Annotated in this window: 16 protein-coding genes; 8 read left to right on the forward strand and 8 right to left on the reverse strand. The window is 53.8% G+C overall.

Annotation, left to right across the window (positions count from 1 at the left end):
* Window positions 1-5: 5 nt before the first annotated feature.
* From WCE46_RS08945 to WCE46_RS08960, 4 genes are read right to left on the reverse strand one after another with little or no spacing between them, the layout of a single operon-like run.
* The gene (locus WCE46_RS08945; RefSeq protein ID WP_424733351.1) at window positions 6-1,715 is read right to left on the reverse strand and encodes a formylmethanofuran dehydrogenase subunit A; all 1,710 of its coding nucleotides are present in this window, start codon (window positions 1,713-1,715) and stop codon (window positions 6-8) included.
* Window positions 1,716-3,041 carry a formylmethanofuran dehydrogenase subunit B gene (locus tag WCE46_RS08950; RefSeq protein ID WP_424733352.1) on the reverse strand — a complete coding sequence of 442 codons (1,326 nt, stop codon included), beginning with the start codon at window positions 3,039-3,041 and terminating at the stop codon, window positions 1,716-1,718.
* Window positions 3,042-3,047: 6 nt separating this feature from the next.
* Window positions 3,048-3,458 (reverse strand): molybdopterin dinucleotide binding domain-containing protein, encoded by a 411-nt coding sequence (locus WCE46_RS08955; RefSeq protein WP_424733353.1) that lies wholly within the window; start codon window positions 3,456-3,458, stop codon window positions 3,048-3,050.
* 14 nt (window positions 3,459-3,472) lie between these two features.
* A complete protein-coding gene (locus WCE46_RS08960; protein WP_424733354.1) occupies window positions 3,473-3,736 on the reverse strand; it encodes a 4Fe-4S binding protein in 264 nt (87 codons plus the stop codon).
* A 564-nt stretch (window positions 3,737-4,300) separates the two neighbouring features.
* Here WCE46_RS08960 and WCE46_RS08965 point away from each other — a divergent pair.
* Entirely contained in the window at window positions 4,301-4,510 is a 210-nt protein-coding gene (locus tag WCE46_RS08965; protein ID WP_424733355.1) for a hypothetical protein, read from the forward strand.
* Window positions 4,511-4,702: 192 nt separating this feature from the next.
* Here the strand turns inward: WCE46_RS08965 and WCE46_RS08970 are convergent, their stop codons facing one another.
* Both WCE46_RS08970 and WCE46_RS08975 read right to left on the reverse strand, forming a co-directional pair.
* Window positions 4,703-5,644 (reverse strand): MBL fold metallo-hydrolase, encoded by a 942-nt coding sequence (locus WCE46_RS08970; RefSeq protein ID WP_424733356.1) that lies wholly within the window; start codon window positions 5,642-5,644, stop codon window positions 4,703-4,705.
* A 19-nt stretch (window positions 5,645-5,663) separates the two neighbouring features.
* Window positions 5,664-6,302 carry a DUF2284 domain-containing protein gene (locus tag WCE46_RS08975; RefSeq protein WP_424733371.1) on the reverse strand — a complete coding sequence of 213 codons (639 nt, stop codon included), beginning with the start codon at window positions 6,300-6,302 and terminating at the stop codon, window positions 5,664-5,666.
* A gap of 317 nt (window positions 6,303-6,619) precedes the next feature.
* Between WCE46_RS08975 and WCE46_RS08980 the strand changes: the two genes are divergently transcribed.
* Window positions 6,620-7,234: a TetR/AcrR family transcriptional regulator gene (locus tag WCE46_RS08980; RefSeq protein WP_424733357.1), complete on the forward strand. Its 615-nt coding sequence runs from the start codon at window positions 6,620-6,622 to the stop codon at window positions 7,232-7,234.
* 118 nt (window positions 7,235-7,352) lie between these two features.
* On the opposite strand, the gene WCE46_RS08985 is transcribed toward WCE46_RS08980, so the two are convergent.
* Together WCE46_RS08985 and WCE46_RS08990 are read right to left on the reverse strand one after the other, a co-directional pair.
* A complete protein-coding gene (locus WCE46_RS08985; protein ID WP_424733358.1) occupies window positions 7,353-7,631 on the reverse strand; it encodes a hypothetical protein in 279 nt (92 codons plus the stop codon).
* A gap of 126 nt (window positions 7,632-7,757) precedes the next feature.
* Window positions 7,758-8,396 (reverse strand): hypothetical protein, encoded by a 639-nt coding sequence (locus tag WCE46_RS08990; protein ID WP_424733359.1) that lies wholly within the window; start codon window positions 8,394-8,396, stop codon window positions 7,758-7,760.
* 301 nt (window positions 8,397-8,697) lie between these two features.
* Between WCE46_RS08990 and WCE46_RS08995 the strand changes: the two genes are divergently transcribed.
* The 6 genes from WCE46_RS08995 (at window position 8,698) to WCE46_RS09020 (ending at window position 17,060) form a co-directional block, all read left to right on the forward strand.
* Window positions 8,698-8,985, forward strand: a complete 288-nt coding sequence (locus WCE46_RS08995) for a hypothetical protein (RefSeq protein WP_424733360.1) — start codon at window positions 8,698-8,700, stop codon at window positions 8,983-8,985.
* Window positions 8,986-9,123: 138 nt separating this feature from the next.
* Entirely contained in the window at window positions 9,124-9,879 is a 756-nt protein-coding gene (locus tag WCE46_RS09000) for a lysostaphin resistance A-like protein (RefSeq protein WP_424733361.1), read from the forward strand.
* Window positions 9,880-10,206: 327 nt separating this feature from the next.
* The gene (locus tag WCE46_RS09005; protein ID WP_424733362.1) at window positions 10,207-12,822 is read left to right on the forward strand and encodes an oligosaccharyl transferase, archaeosortase A system-associated; all 2,616 of its coding nucleotides are present in this window, start codon (window positions 10,207-10,209) and stop codon (window positions 12,820-12,822) included.
* 244 nt (window positions 12,823-13,066) lie between these two features.
* Complete coding sequence (locus WCE46_RS09010) at window positions 13,067-14,521, forward strand: response regulator (protein ID WP_424733363.1); 1,455 nt, start codon at window positions 13,067-13,069, stop codon at window positions 14,519-14,521.
* 109 nt (window positions 14,522-14,630) lie between these two features.
* Window positions 14,631-15,200 (forward strand): LemA family protein, encoded by a 570-nt coding sequence (locus WCE46_RS09015; protein ID WP_424733364.1) that lies wholly within the window; start codon window positions 14,631-14,633, stop codon window positions 15,198-15,200.
* Between the two features lie 15 nt (window positions 15,201-15,215).
* Window positions 15,216-17,060 carry a DUF2207 family protein gene (locus tag WCE46_RS09020; RefSeq protein WP_424733365.1) on the forward strand — a complete coding sequence of 615 codons (1,845 nt, stop codon included), beginning with the start codon at window positions 15,216-15,218 and terminating at the stop codon, window positions 17,058-17,060.
* Window positions 17,061-17,362: the final 302 nt, after the last annotated feature.

The raw sequence follows: 17,362 nt of genomic DNA on the forward strand, positions 1-17,362 counted from the left end.
TCACCTCACGCCTGGGTCGCATCCACAGAGAGGATATGCTGATGCGGTGCATAACTCTCGGGGACCGGGTAGTTTTTCTCGCTCAGACTGTAGTAGCGGAGGAACTTTTCCTTGATATCATGCATGACCTGCTTGTTCTCCGGTACCTTTACATCCACCCAGAAGGTCTCCTTGTGACCCATATCGATAACTTTACCGTCCTCGACACAGATCTTCCCGTTCTTGAAGAGGTAGGCGACCTGGGCAAATGCCTTCTCGATCTCGGGACCGCTTGACGGGAACTTGTCGGGGTTGATGTTGTAGATAGCGATGTCGGCGGTCATGCCGGGTTTTAAGCCGCCGTAGTCCTTTGAAAGGCCAAGGCACTTGGCCGGACCTGCACGGGTCATGGCTGCCAGCTCGTAGAGCGTGATCTCACGGTCGATGTTTGCAAGGGTAGTCGCACTGATGACCTTGTCGGCTTTCTTAAAGGTGTTGAGGCGTTCGTCACGGACCTTCTTACTCATCAGCCACGAGTAGACCCTCGGGTAGCGGGTGAATGGTCCCGCGTTCGGGTGGTCGGTCGTGATGAAGCAGCGCATCGGATCCTTTGCATAGAGCGCAATTTCAAGCCCGACTGCCCACTGGCTGGCAAAGACGGCGTTGTTCGGATCGTAGATGAATGGTACGACACCTGCTGCAGTCTCGAGTTCAACGTCAACGTTGAACCACTTGAGGTGGTTGAGGGACTGGAGGTGGTGCTCGAACGGGCCGTCCGCCGTCATTGTGGTGGTCTCGTCAAGGGTGACGTTACCGGTATCGATCGTGAGGTTCTTCTGCCTGTTAACGTAGTCCATTACTTCCTTTGCACCGGACTCGAAGTCTCCCCAGTTCGTTCCCTTGTAGGAGTGGAACTGAATGTGGGTGGAGTGCAGAACCTGCTCGCGGCCGAAGTTGTTCTTTGCCTTGATGCCTTCTGCGAGCTTCAGGGAGTCGATCGTGGTCGTGTAGTTACCGGGGTTGCCAAGGTTGTTCTGGTGGAGGTGCATCGAGTGCGGGAGGCCGAGGTATTCGTTTGCCTCGATCGTCCCCTTGATGATCTCTGCAGGAGTGATATCGAAGTAGGGAACCTTGTCGTGAATGGAAAGACAGTTCAATCCCCATGCCCAGGCTTCGGTGCCGCCGGGGTTGACGACCTTGACACCGTATCCCTTGGTCTGGCGGAGAATCCATGCGATATACGCAGCGGTGTTCTCGACTTCATGGTTCTTGAGGTATTCGAGGATGAACCAGTTGTTGCCAAAGACGGGGAGTGCTGCCTCATCGATGATGGGAGTGTCGTGGATCTCCTCGTGCACGTGCCGGGCATACAGCGGGGGCATTGCGGCTTCCATCGCGAAGGTGAACCCCATGCGGGCGTACTCGTAACCGGTTTTAAAGACAGTCGGGATCGACTTTCCGCCTTCGATGCGGGTGATGCCGGCGGTCTTGTGGGAGTCGAAATGTTTGTCTTCAGGCCGGTACCAGCGGCCGGCATTGACCTTGGGGCCGGCAACATGGGCGTGAACCTCGAGTGCACCGGCCATAACGGTCTTGCCCTTTGCATCGATGACCTTTGCGCCGGATCCTACATTGTCGACAATTTTGCCGTCCTTGACGGCAACATCTGCCTTGTCGCCCTTGATGCCCTGAACCGGGTCAAAGACGTGGCCGTTTTTGATGATATATTCAGACATTTACTGACCCCCCGTTGCAAGGAGTTCATCAACACGGTGGTTGATCTTCGTCAAGAGTTCCTCGTCCGTGAGTACACCCTCTGGCGGGTCGACAACCTTACGGGTCTCAATCGGGACGTTGTCCATACGATATGCACAGCCACCGACTTCGACACCGACAAGAGCGACCGGGATGTGGATGTCCGAGATCTCGGTGGTGCAGTTGATGTGCGGGTCGATGGTGACGGTGGGCTTCCTAGAACTGCTGATCATCGCGTTTACCGGGAAGTGCGCCCCGGGGTCGGTGGCGATGTAGAAACAGGCCTCGACCTCGTTGCGATTTAAGAGGTCGACCGAGGTCGTCTCACCGGTCTGATGGCGGGCCTGGTCTCTCCGTGAGAGGTCGACAGCATACGGGAACCCGTACTGCCAGCCGAGCACCTGGCCGGAACCGGTAACGTTCCAGTGGCCCCGCATTGCCATGATCGCGAATTTCGTGTAGTCGTTCATGTCGCGGGTGAAGTTGATCGCTTCATCGATGTTGTGGTTCCTTCCCATCGTGTGGGTGAGGCCCATGCCAAAGAAGATGACACAGAAGCGGCCGCGTTTTAAGTCCTCGACAACCTCGATGATCTTCTCTTTGGGGACACCGCCAACAACGTCGGGAATCGCTTCGCCGCGGGCTGCGCATCTGAAGGCGTCTAGTACCTCGTAGTCAAAGCCCTGCTGGATCTGGATAAACCCATCAGCGCACTTGGCGGTATCGGTGTACCGACAGTCAACACAGTAGATCTTCCGGCCCTTGTGGCCCTTAGTGGTAAAGAAACCACGCGGGAAGATCGAGTACCGGGACATGTGGCGCGGGTGGGCGTGTGCCGGGTTGCAGCCCCAGAAGATGACGCGGTCGGCACGGTTCTTGACTTCACCAAGCGTACAGCTCGGGACACCGACATCCTCGATGGCAATGAGAGACGAGCCGTGGCAGACGGTTGCACAGTTATCGACAATACCCCCGACTTTCTCGGCAATTTCGTGGCCAATGGACATGGCCTGGCAGCTCGTTGATGCCCAGCCGTACATCAGGGTCTTTCTGGACTTGACGAGCATCTTTGCTGTCCAGTCAATCGCCTCATCGTAAGTGATCTCTTTGTAGGAGCCGTCAGCCTGCCTCATCCGCGGGCGCTTGACGCGGCCCGGGAGCCGCTGGTGGTTAAACTTCTCGGCGCCGATTGCGCACGCATTCTTGACACCGAGGATCGTCTTGTTGTCATCAGATACGGTGATGATCAGGTCATCGCACAGGGTACCACAGAATGGGCAGATAACATCAGTTACTTCTTTTGGCATTGATCGTCACTTCCTTATGAGGCCGCAGGCGTCCTGCAATACCTCGACTGCTCCCATAATGCGTTCGTTCGCGGCGATCTCGACATCGACCGGGAATCCCTTGAAGCACGGCTCGCCGGTTGAGAAGGTATAGGCCGGGACGATCCGGTTCGCCCAGGGACCCATAGGAATATGGGCAAGGCCCGGGACAAGGTCCTCACGAGTCTCGACGGCTTTTACAATCACGCTGCCGACAGAACTCGTGACCTTGACATTGGTGTTCTTCCATACCCCGAGTTTCTTCATGTCATCGGGGTGCATATGCATGACCGTGCAGGCGTCAAAATATTTCTGCGATGTTTTGCCTGCCTCCATGCCGACGCCCTGCTGGATCGTCCGGCACGTGATCATGTTGAGGGTAATTTTCTTTTCTGGCATTGAATCACCTAACATCAGGTCCTGGCCGGGATCCCGGTTGCACCTTTTCCGGAGAGACTGATCACACCATACGGGCATGCCTCAACGCATACGCCGCATCCCGCACAAAGTTCCGCCTTGACATCAAGGCTCACCGCATTACCATCCTGCACCTGGTATATCTTCTCCCGGGTGACAGGATCGAGCGTAAAAAGCTCGAGTGCGTTGACCGGACAGGCAGCCACACAATTGCCGCAGCCGGTACAGCGTTCCATGTTTACATGTACTGCAAAAGCCATGCACATCACACACAAATTAAAGACAAAATTTCTTCGATAAAATTTGTCTAATCCCAAAGTTGATCAAGAGCAGTAATTAAAGATTGCTTATTTCACAAACGGTATAGTGCAATAAATTAACAGTTAATTTTCATTTTTATAAGTAGTTAACATGCGACCTGTTTTTTTTTAGTATATTGACAACCGGCGAGAGAAAAATCACGTTCTAGTCCACGGATAATACCCGGATAATTTCTATAAACAAAATAAAATACACACTGTTTTTTTTAATTGCCCTGATTGTTTCGGACGCGCAAAAAATGGCTGGCCGGATCATTTCAGACATACAGCTGCACCGCACGGTACAGTCTGTTCACAAAAGGATAAAGATGCCGGATTTGTGTGCGGTAGCTGCGGGACGATACCGCAAGAGCCGATGCCGGCCCGGTCCTTGTGTCAGGTGGAACGCTTGTGATTTTTGTGCCCGGACCGTTGTTCATGGTTTCTGGCCAAAAAACTTTTTATCCAGAAAAGCAGGATTCATGTAAGATTTACCGGTACAAGTTCTGAATGGAGTGAGACCTGATGGGAAAGACCATACGAGACCGTGCGGCAAACCGGAGCGGTAAAGGTTTTGCAGGACAGAAAGGACACGGAGACTACGAGGATCCCTGGAGCGGGGAAAACCCGGAACAGGACCCCTTCCGCGATGTAAGGGACATCTATGAAGACCCGCCGGAGTCAGCCGGCGATGATTACGTCTGGCCTGACAGCGAGGACAGAGACGACGACTGAATCCCCGGGTCCTGCCTGAAAGCAGGCAGGGTCTGCCGGTCTTGGGTCGGCGGGGTCATCCCGGGAGCCCGGCTGGACACGACAGGATGCCCGTTGTTTCATTTTTTTTATCCCGGCCCTGAGGCTCTCCATCATAGATAAGACCCTGACAGATCCGCAATGACACGGTGGGGGATCAGCCCGGGGGGCGCTTTAACCAAACACGTACGTCGTCCCGACCGTGTTTAAGATGCACTTCCCCGGCATCGCTTCAAAGAACCGGTTGATCGCGTCCCAGCCGGTGCAGTGCATCGGTACCACGTAATCGGGGTCGATCTTCTTCATCCCTTCGATCGTGGGCTGGATCACCTTTGCAAACGCCGGCCCGGTGAGATGGAATCCTCCAAGCACCGCATGGACGTGATCGATCCCGGTGATCTTTTTCGCGTACTCCACGGTGTTGATGATCCCGGCATGGGCGCAGCCGCTGAGCACGACAAGGCCCTTGCCTTTCACGTTGATAACGAGCGCTTGGTCGTCGAGGATCGGGTCGGGTGCCCAGCTGCCATTGACCCACATCTCCATGCCCGGCATCCCTTTCTCGAATGATGTCTTCCGCTCTACTTCCCCAGTCACGAGCAGGTGGCCGGCGGCAAGCGTAGACGGCCCGCTGCGCTGCAGGATATCAGCCCCGGCTTTTTTGAGTTCGATCGCATCGAGCCGGGGGAGATCGGCGGTTCCTTTCGGGCCGTTCATCCGCCGCTTCAGGAATGCATCCGGGTGGGCAATGAGCGGGACCTGCCTGCCTGCACCGCAGAAGACGGATGCAAGGCCGCCGGTATGATCGAAGTGCCCGTGGCTTAAGGCCACGGCTTCTATGGTGGCAATGTCGATGCCCAGCTGCCGGGCGTTCCATGCCATGCACTCCCGGGAGATGCCGGTGTCGAGCAGGACCGTGTGCTCCTTTTTCCCGGCAAAAACCCGAACGAGGCATGAGAGGCCATGTTCGGCCATGATATGGCGGCAGGGGTCAAACGGCAGGCGGCGGTCCACGGGTGTCGCGGGCGGCACGAAAATATCAATATAGTTGTCGACGAGGACGGTCACTTCCACCCGGTCGGCAGGTTTTAACAGGTGTTCTGTCAATTGTCTCATCCCCACACCGTAATCTGCGTTAATCAATAAGAAGGAGCGCCATCAGCTCCGGGTGCCCTTTGACCGGGAACCGGATCGGCATCCCCGCTTTCTCCGCAGTCTTTACCATGTTGACACCCACGGCATGTTCGGGAATCCGGGCCTGCGTTGGGTGAAGACAGATGCCGGCCTTCACGTTGCAGGTCTCGCAGAGCCGGCACGAGCCGTTGATGAACGCGAGGGCGAACGGGTTGCCCGCGTTAAAAGCGGTCCGTTCCAGTTCGAGCATCATGGGGGCAAACGACCCGGTGCCGTTGAAATGATCCTTCCAGAACTTTGTGGCCTGCTCTTTTTTGTCTGCCGGAGCGTCCGGATCGAGCCAGTACTTGTAGATCGAGCAGATCACATCGGGCTTTGCTTCTGCCGGTGAGATGAATTTCACGAGCAGGGCGTACCGGTACTCGGCAAGGATCTTCCGGAACTCATCCGGGGTCGGGACGTACGGCGGGCAAGTGAGTTTCTTCCCATAGCCGATGCAGCCGGCCCGGCACTTTAAGGTCACGCGGTTTTCAATAATCACATCAGATATGGGGATCACTTTTGCTTCCTTTGCCCCGAGTTCTCCTGCCTTTTTTACGAGAAATCCGAAATTACCGGTATCATCTTTTCCTTTACTCATCTTTGTCACCTGAATCTCTGGAATGAATACTGCTGACATACAAATGCCTCCTCTCCCGGGTCAGCACGTATGATGACACAGTCCTGTGCTCCCAGGTCGGGTCTGCCGGGAGATGCTGGCCGTGTCCTGGTGTGTACCCAGACCCTGACGGGCAATCCGGGATTTTTCGGTGTCGGGCATTTTTACATCTCCTGTTTTGTCACAGTCCCTGATCTCAAATAACATACTCATTAGAATGTATAAATACTGTGTGGTTTGTATTTCGTCCCTATGCAATGTTTTTTTATGGGTGCGTGGTGAAGTGAATACGAAGAGCAATGCCGAAGGTTGTCCCCGAATACAAGGAGGATGCGAAGCGCCGCATCGTCGAGGCTGCGATGGACGTGATTGCCGAACGCGGCTGCGATGGTATGACCATCGATGACGTTGCAAAAAAAATCGGGGTGACCAAAGGCGCGGTCTACTGGTACTTTGCGAGCAAGGAAGATCTCATCACTGCGGTTTTAAATGCCATCCAGGTAGAGATCCGGCAGGTCACCTACGAATCGTTTTACAATAAACCAACAGAAGAGATCCTGGCAGGGATTTTTGACCGTTTTGCCATTGCCGATGCAAAGAAGCGGGCAGTTTTTTTTGGGATGTTTGCACTTGCAAACAGGAATTCCGAAGTGCGGCATGCAACCAGGGAATATTACGATGGCCTTGTCGCAACGTTCGAAGACGTGATCATCCGGGAGAAGAAACTGAATTTTATCCAGACCCAGGCCGACCCGCACCACCTTGCACTGATGCTTGCCGCCCTATACTCGGGGCTCCAGAATTATGACATGGTCTGGCTGCACCAGAACGAGATCTCGGACCTCTGGAAGGAAGGCGTCCGGATCCTTTTAAAATCCACCTATTCCGGGACATACGGCGAGAAAATGCCGTAAGGGTGCAGCTGGATGCCACTACCGGCAGGCCAGTACGTACTCATCCGTCCCAGTACCATGTCCGGGATGAAGTGGTATTCCGGACCAGCGACCCCGTCATCCACCAGCGGTCATCCTGTCACGGGCAGTGGCAGAGGCCATCATCAGGTGTTGCAGTCCGGGTAACGGTCACCGACACAAAAGGCTCCATGGGGCAGTTGCAGATAATCTTTGGTTGTGGTATCGTGGGGACCGTACTTTCGTTACCCTCGCCGGGGGTTACGGTGGGACTGATGAGTGGTGTTGCCGGTGGCGGTACAGCCTTTGGCCCGGGAGCGCTCACGCAGGCGCTCGCCAGAAGGGTGATCAGGACAAGGACAGCGAACAGCGACGCTGCCATGAGCGGTGTTTTATTCATGGGCATATGCATGAGATTGCATGAAACGGGCAATAATGATTGCTTTAATTACGAAAATATTCGCAGTTATCACATTGTGCAGGGAAGTGCCCGGGTTTTGGGGAACCGATATTCAAAAAAAGTGTATCAATCCGTCTGTGCACGCTCAAGGTAGAACACATCAGTTGCATAGTTGTGAATGGTGCCGCTTGTTGTGGCATTGTCGACATCTGCCTGCTCGTAACTGCTGACAAGATGCTCTGGGAGTGTCCCGTACTGCGGGACGAGTGTGTAATCCCGAACAATGCTCGGAGCGCCGGAGGTCCCTGCGAAACTCACCTTGACAAGGTAATGCGTATCACTCAGTTTCGTCCAGGTGCCCGAGCCATTAATCGGCGCAACCGGGATCGCCAGGTTTCCGGATGTCGACACGATATTCCCCTGATTGTAGATAACATCACCAGTTGGATAAAACTGGAATTCGTACCCGGTGACACCATCGGCGTACTGCCGGATCCACCGGTGGAGGATCGGATCGGGCGCTGCCGTGGTCGCGGTAGTTGCAACAATCGTTGTCGGGGCTGCGGTCAGCGGCTGATCCGAGCACGCCATTTTCTCTGGGTCCCAATAACAATGCGTGGCAGTCGGGGTAACGGTCACCGTGACATAGATGATCTGGGGGGTTGGCGTGGCTGATGTATCCGAAGACCCCGAATTCGTGCACCCGGCCGCGAGGATCGTCACGACACAGACAATCAGGAGCGCGAAAATAATGGATTTCTTCATATCACCCTGATTCTATTGGGACACGATAATTATTGCTGTTTGATCTTCGGGATATCGCATTCCTGCGGCCCGTCGCTCTCCCGGTGAATAGTTAGGCACCCGGCCCGGGGGGTCGGATCGTCGGATTGCGTGAAGGCGTCGCTCCCGGACGCGTGTACTGTCCCTGTGTTTCATTCTAACCCCGGGGTTTGACGAATGCACCCCGGCATTCAAACCACAAACCCCGGCAATTTTTCCATTATATAACCAGCCACCGCAAACATCCATTTTGCAGAAAGCACCGTAAGGAGAGAATGAAACGATGACTGAAATGGAAGAAGTTGTACACCAGATTGAAGCCGTCCTTGATGATGATGAGTATCCCGCGACTCTGGATGAACTCCTTGCTATGAGAAGGATCCTCGCAGAGATCACCGCGTATTGCACGGACGCAAAGGACGCCTGCCCGCAGCTGCCCGGTACAGCCGCAGCTGTGAAACACCGATTTTTTCCTGATGTGGTCTTTAACAGCCTGCGGGACTATGAGAAGCGCCGCCATGCACCCGGCATGTTCCGGCAGGCTGCCGGCACGTCCTGCATGACCATGTGATGGCGGGACGCACCCCCGGGGATGTAACCCGGGTCTTTTCGGGGGACTCCCCCAATGAACTCTCATGGGAACCGGGGATAAAACCCGGGAGCCGGGTAAGTCCTTTATAGTTGGGAGAGTATCCGGAACCGGCATTTCATGACGCTCGCCGGTTTTGTACATGAGCACCCGTACCGCAGTTCTTTCGGGTTCCTGCTCGTCGTCACAGTCGTGGTTCTTATCGTGGGCCTGCTCAATGAACGGTTCCTCATGGGGAGCCTCGTACAGGTCGCCGTCGTCGATCTTCTCCTTGCCATCATCGGGATCTTCCTCTTAACACGCCTTAACTGGTGGGGAACTGCAGGGTACACGGCGGGCATCCGGCTCTCACACGTTCCCCTGTTTATCCTCCCCGTTACAGTCGGCCTTGTATCGCTCGGCCAGGGAATCCGGGTGACCGCTCCCCTTGTCATCCTCGCATTCGCTGCCCTGACGCTTCTTGTCGGCTTTGCGGAAGAGACCTTTTTCCGCGGCCTGATACTGACCTCGCTTCTCCCGGCAGGGACGATACGTGCAGTCGCCTTGAGTTCCTTTTTCTTTGCGGCACCGCACCTTCTCAATGTCATCGGCGGCACCTGGGACCCGGCCTTTACCATCGTTGACAGTATCGCTGCATTCGGCCTCGGTGTCACATTTGCCGCGATCCGGTTGCGGACAGGGAGCATCTGGCCCCTTGTCGGCATTCACGCCCTCTTTGATTTTACGTCGCTTGTTGCCCTCGGGGGAGTCGAAGTGCCGGCGCAGTCACCCCAGACCCTGCTCGCGTCAGTTGTTGTCGGCATCGTCTTTGTACTCTATGGCCTGTTCCTGCTCCGAAACGATTTGAGCAGCGGGACGCCGGCTGCGAATGCCTGAAGCACGCCAGTACAAAACGGTTCCGTTGCACAGGTGGCCGGTATAAAATTTTACCAGGGCCGCGGGGGTTCCCGGTTAACAACGCACCAGTACCCCCTGACGTGAGACTGCTTTTAAGTAAGAATTAAGAATTATTCGGGTGTCCCGGGTAACAGGGAATAGGTTACCTGCCTAAGGGGAGTTTATCCATAAGATTTACCGATACATATACAAACTATAGTAAGATGGAGGGATTCCCGTTATGGTAAACTGCAAAAAAATCCCGTACCTGATCACCAATATCGCAGAACAAAATAAGAATGTACTAGGCACTTGGTGGTGAACGCCGTGGAACTCTTTGACAATCCAAAACACAGGACCTATTTTATCATTGCACTCCTCGTCATCTCATCCGTATTCATGTTCTGGATCCGGATCATTCCGTTGCAGAACCTCGGGAGTGGCGATGTATTCAGCCTCGTGCAGCCCGATGATCCGGTCTATGCCCTTCGCCAGATCGATCTGACACTGGCAAATTTCCCCAACTACGCATGGTTTGATCCGATGACCCAGTACCCCGTGGGTTCAACGGTGTACTGGGGACCGCTCCTGACATATCTCTGTTCCATAGCGGCAATCCTGGTCCATGCAACAACGCCATCTGCGATTATAACCGTGGCCCTTTTTATCCCGGTCCTCGAAGCGGTCGCGATGGTTCCGGTTATGTACTGGCTGGGCAAAACGGTCGCCGACTGGAAGACCGGCCTGTTTGCTGCATTCATGATAGCCACGGTATCAGGACAGTTCTTCTTCCGTTCCATGTACGGATCCCTGTACCATCATATCGGTGAAACCCTGTTCAGTACGCTCTTCTGCCTCCTCTATCTCTATACCTTAATCAGGGCAAAGAAGACCAAAATCGTGCTTTCTGACCTCTCGACGTATAAGGAAATTCTCTTTTTTGCCATCCTTACAGGTATTGCATTCTTTGCAGGTGTGCTCAACATTGAGACCATCATCGTCTTTGCCCTCATTGCTGCGGTCTTCACCTTTGTCCAAGCCGTGGTCAATCACCACCGGTCCATCTCGAACCTGTATCTCGCCCTTGTCAACACGGTTGTTTTTGGAGTGGTCATACTTGGATTGATCCTGTTTGGCTTCAAGGCTCAGGGGCTGGGTCTCGCTGTTTATAGCGCGGGGCCGGTCATTTCGTACGGCCTTCTCATTGCAGCCACCATCTTTCTCTGGCTCTGGTCAGACTACCTCAACGGCAGGAAAAAATACTATTACATTGCATCACTCGCGGCTGTCGCCGTCCTGTTTTCAGCGGCACTTGCACTCCTGTTTCCCGCATTGTTCTTGGATTTCACGAACGGCCTTGCAGGATTTTTTGGTCAGGCACCCATTATCACCACCGTTTCAGAAGATATCCCCTGGAGCCTCGCCCGGGCATGGTCGACGTTCAACTACGGGCTCATCCTTGCAGCCGGTGGTATCCTGATCCTGCTCTGGCAGACCTATAAAAAAGAAGAGCAGGGCGAGGTTTTTGTCCTCATCTGGTCTGTTGTCATGCTGATCTGTACCGTGCAGCGGATCAAGTACGAGTATTATTTTGCCGCTAATGTTGCCCTTCTCGCAGCCCTGTGCCTCGGCAGTGCATGGGAACTTGGAGCGGGACCGGTAATAAATGGACTGCGATCCTGGTTCGGGAAAAGTCAGCCGGGAGAGAGAACACGCGAAGCAATAGGCGGCCCGGTAAAACAGGAAAAACAAAAAAAAGGCGGCAAGGCTGCAAAAGCAAAGAAGGACCCGCACGTACAAAGCGACGTACCATCGATAGTAATTTTCTTTGCCGCGGTCATACTTGCGGCACTCTTTATCATCACTTCAGTCATGGCAAATTATGCCATGTCTTCAAATGATACGGGTGCGATGAATCCGGATTGGCGAGAGGCGCTTGGATGGATAGCCAATAATACTCCGGACCCCGGGGTGAATTATTATGAGATCTATAATCCGCAGACGTTTACGTACCCAAGCGGGTCATACGGGGTGATGTCGTGGTGGGATTACGGTCACCTGATCACATATATTGCCCACCGGATACCCAATGCGAACCCGTTCCAGGCAGGTGTGACCGGTCCGGATGGGGCTGCCGCGTATTTCATGGAAACAAACGAATCAGCTGCCAACACGATCCTGGATCACGACGGGACCCGGTACGTGGTTACCGATGTCGAGATGGATACCGGAAAATTCTGGGCAATGGCGACATGGTACAGCCTGACAAATGCAAGCGCAACTCCCGGATCCTACCAACTGGCGCTGCTTATGCCAGATCCATCAGATCCCAGCGAATACCAGTCAGTGGAGCTGAATGAGCCGCTGTATTACCGCACGATGATCTCACGGCTCCACAACTTTGATGGCTCGATGGCCACTCCGGATTCTGCATATTACGTTGAATATTCGGACCCGTCGGTTACCCGGACATCGCTCCCGGTCATGACCAATGCAAAGACCATGAATGCATCCGATGCGATAAGCGCTGCCGTACAATACAACGGGCAGGCACAGCCCGGATATCATGCTGCTGCGCTCAGCGTGCAGCTTTCATCACCGATCACCGTTATTCCGGCGCTGCAGCACTACCGCCTCGTCCACGAGTCGCCCACGACTGAGTTCAGCACCAATACAACGGATATAAAATACGTGAAGGTCTTCGAGTATGTCAAAGGCGCTAGGATCAAAGGATCCGGTATCATCGAAGTTCCGCTGGTTACAAACACCGGCAGGAACTTCACGTACCGTCAGGAGAGCATAAACGGGGAATTTGTCGTACCATATTCGACGACCGGCACCACGACCGATGTAAGGGCTAACGGGCTCTACCGGATCGAAGGCACGAGTACTACCTTTGACGTGCCGGAATCAGCGGTCGAACAGGGTCTGACCATTACCTGATCTTTTTTTGCATCGAACGTCCCGTTCCCGCTCAAGGGTTAATCCATATCCTTGCGATCCTGTCGGAATCCATAGAGTATATGATTTATTTTTCCGATTCGTTTTTTACAATGCATATTTAAATATATAATATTTACTAACTATATTTAAATTATTATAAATACTTTATTTAAAAGCCACTGAAAATATTTTTATCTTGAGGAATTATAATCTCAATTACAAAAATAAATCTGCTGTTGTTACTATGGAAAAACAAATCCCGGAATTCCGGGAAGAAAGCAAAGAAGAGAATCGTATATCTTCCACGGTAATGTATTCAGCCGACGATGTGGAGCAGATCAAGAAAGAGTACGACGCCAAACTGTCAGCACTTGAGTCCAGGATCAATGTGATGGATAAACTGTCAGCACTTGAATCCAAGATTCAGGTAATAGAGACTGCGGTCCTTCCCAAATCCTCTGCGGGACGACATTTTCATGCACCCAAACCGCGTCCCCTAGACTCCTCACTTGAGAGCGCTACCCCCCGGCAGCTGCTCGAACTGTTCGGGGCCTCCCTTAAAAAAGGGCCCAGAAAACCGGATTTCCGCACACTTACCGTTGCCTGGGGCGTATTATTCTCTTCCTTGTTTTTATCCACCATGGAGGTTCAGAGCGAGCTCCATAGTAAGATCAGCCCGGAGAACCAGGCGATGCTCCGTGAATTTGTCAAAGCCGATTGTGCACGGGGAGGCAGGTTCGTTTTTAATGTGATAAAAAAAGGAGGGCACATTGACAGGTCTGCACTCATCATGATCGCGGACCTTCAGGACCTGGCGGGAATTACGCAGGACGGCGTGCCTGCGATTCACCTGCTCACCAGGGCCTGCGACAAAAACATACGTCCCTGCCTTATCGAGAGGGCAGGGAAACAACTGCTCTCCAGTGTATTTGACCGCGACGGATTGCCCGTCTTTTTTGTTATCCTTGGTCTGGCCAATCTCAGCATATTTGACATTGATGCGATAGAGAGGGTGTTCTCAAAGGATGATCTCCGGGAGATCATGGTCCAAAACAGGACAGGAAGAAACGGTCTCGAGGCATTTACCGAGATCGCGACACGGATGCGGGAGCACCTGAATCTCCAGCACAAAATGTTTGCCACCTCTCGTCCCGAAGTAACTGCCACCAGTGAGGATGTTTGCGAACCATCGGAAAATATCCTTATCCCGGATGAGAATGGCGAAGGTATGCCGGTAGATAAGAAGACCGGGTGTTCGGAGGAACCGGGTGACGACAGCAAATCTGTTGTCCGTCAAAAAGACGCGTCATCACCGACAGCCTCCGGGGATATCAGGAATAAAAACATAAAAATCCTCATTGTCGATGACATTGAGATCATCCGGGACCTGTTACTCCAGCAGCTCAACGATCTCGGGTATGAGAACTGCATCCTGGCAAAATCCGGCGATGAAGCAGTGAAGATTGCCGAGGAAGCCAGACCCTATCTCATATTCATGGACATTACCATGCCGGGAAAACTGGACGGGATTGCTGCGGCACGCGAAATAAAGAAACGCTTGGATACAAGGATTATTTTTCTTACCGGTGGCTGCAACAAAGATACTCTTGATCAGGCTAGGGATCTAGATCCGGATGGATATATCCTCAAACCATTCTCTGAAACAAAACTCCGCGTTGCATTAAAATTATTGAATTGAGGATTTTTGACCGGATGCATTCCCGGCTGCCGGGTCACCACCCTTTCATCACGGTGGTCTCACCCCCTTCTATTATCTGGTACTGGGTGTATCAGTGTACTGATACACTATGTTTGAGGACATCATTGGCTGGATCATCCTTGCCGTCATCATCATTATCGTCATCTACCTCATCCTTCGGACCATCGGGATCTACAACCGGTTCTATACCCTGAAAAATTCGTCGGAAGCGACGCTCGGGCAGATACGGGTCGCGATGAAAAAGCGGCTGGACATGATCGACCAGCTCCTCGGTGCGGTCAAGAGTTATGCAAAATTCGAGCAGGACACTTTTACAAAAGTCACTGCCATGCGGGCCGCAGTTGCAACCGCCGGGCCCGGGGACCTCGACAAGGTCGAGGAACAGTCTCGTTCGATCTTCGGGCGCCTGCTTGCCGTTGCCGAGAACTACCCGGACCTCAAGACGTCCCAGACAGTCACAGAGCTCATGGGTTCAGTCAAAAGCCTCGAAGAAGAGATCGGTCGGCAGCGCTATACCTACAACAACATCTCGCAGCAGTTCAACACGATGATGGACACGATCCCGTCAAACTTTGTCGGGAGCATCGCCCATCTCAAAAAACTTGAGTACCTGCAGTTCGAAGATGCCATTGCGACTCCCCCGAAGATCGAGTTCTAAAGGAGAGAAAACACCGTGGGCGAAACAAAACAGCTGGCAGCGCTTGTCATTGCGACGCTTGTCATCGGGATTGTCGGGCTCGTTCTCGTTGCCCTCATCCCTCCCCTTTTTGAGGGCGACCTTGTCGTCAATTCCTACCAGGCGACCCTGTACCAGAACGGTACGCTCCATGAGCAGTATACCTATAACGTAGAGAATTCCGGGGAGTACCGGATGCTGTACCGGAGCTGGGAAGCGCCGCTCGAGTTTACCAGTGTGAATAGTTCCTCCATCCAACTGGTCTCGATCGATGCACCGGCGGGTACCGTGGGGTATGCAAAAGATGATTCGGGCAATGTGTTCGTCACGGGCCCGTCGTCCTCCGGTTCTTTGAAATCCCAGGTCGGCTCTCTTGCCGATACCGATGAGATCGGGATCTTTGACCCGTCATATTTTGCCGCGGGGACGTATACGGTGGGATACACGTACGTGGTCCACCCCCCGGTTGAATCTGATGGAACAAACGACCACCTCAACCTGATGCTTGCCGGCGCAAGCCACATCCCGTACCATTCGGTCGAGATCACGGTCCCTGCCGATAATGTGGAGCAGCTCTATGCCTATCCCCCGATGCTTGATACGGTAAAGTCCGGTGATACCTATGTTATTACCGGGAGTGCCGCCGCAAACGAGAACGTCGCGGTGGAGGTCCTGACCACATCCGGCGGCCTTAGCCAAGTCCCGGGCTTCAGGCACGAGGTTCCAGGCCTTGCGGGAAGCACCGCGTGGGGAAATTTCTGGTACAACCTGCCGTACTCGGTCGCATGGTTCCTCAACGACCTCGCAAAAGTGGCGGTGCTGCTCGTGCCGTTCCTGTTCATCGTCATCTACAACCGGTACGGGCGGGAGAAGCAGTTCACCGTCCCTGCGTATCTCAGCACGGTTCCGAACCCGACCCTCAAGCCATGGCAGGTGAACCTGCTTTTCAAGGACGCTGCACTCGAATTTGACCAGGACGGGTTCTATGCGACCCTGCTCGACCTGCACCGGAAAAAACTGATCGCGATGACAGAGAAAACAGGAGGAGAGGGTATCGAGATCCGGATCCTCTCACCTGCCACCACCGATCCCTATGAACAGCGGGTCATTGCCTTTATCCAGCAGCTCTCCGAGAATGGTGTGCTGGATACCGGGAAGATCGGCGAACTGGCACGGAGCGCACAGATACAGTATGCGGCAGAAGAAAAGGCCGTACGGTTCCAGCGCATGCTCACGGACATCACCACTCGTGCGGATGCAGCGCTCCCCGTGAAGTACATCGTGGACGGGAGCGAACACGTCATCCCGCTCTTGTTCGTCTGCCTTGCTGCCTTCGGGATCACCGTGATCATTGCCCTTGTAGCATCCATGCAGGCCGCCATTTTATACCCGGCAGCCGTGCTCTGGGGGCTTGTCGTTCTGCAGGCAGGTATCGCGTTTCTCGTGGTCCCGCCCACGCTGTTTGGCCACTGGAAAGATGATCATTTCAAGGAAAAACTCGAATGGGACGCGTTTTCCCACTTCCTTTCCGACATGGCCATGATCCAGAAATACGCGCCCGAAGACCTCTCCATGTGGGGCGACTGGCTGGTCTACGGCACCGCCCTTGGTGTCGGGAAAAATGTTGAACATGCCATGAAATCGCTCAATATCCATATCGCCGACACGGGCGTACCGATCGGGGCTGTCGCGATGGGCTCTGCATTTATTCCCCTCATGATGTTCATGCCGCCAAGTCGCTCCGGCGGCGGGTTTGCCGGTGGCGGTGGCTTTGGGGGAAGAGGCGGGGGAGGCTTTGGAGGCGGCGGCGGGTTCGGCGGCGGCGGGGCCCACGGAAGGTAGAGCAGCCTGGTGCCCAGGGGAACAAAAACACATTTTCCGGCTGCCAAGAGCGGTATCTGGGGCCGCTGTACTTTTTTTTGTAAATGCCGTAAAATCTGAAATCCTAGAAAAGTCTCCTGCCGGGAATGGATTTATAAGCTACGCAATATACAACCTACTAAAAAGGAGATAGTAGTATGGATCTTTTGACGGTAGTTGTCGGGATTGTCCAGTTGATCATCGCGGTCATCTTTGCGGTGGTGGCACTGTATATCGGGTTCTCTGTCTTTGGCAAGGTCACCAGAGAAGTTGCTGAGCAGAAG

Origin of the sequence: Methanoregula sp., from assembly GCF_049690535.1 — an archaeon.
Taxonomy (GTDB): domain Archaea; phylum Halobacteriota; class Methanomicrobia; order Methanomicrobiales; family Methanospirillaceae; genus Methanoregula.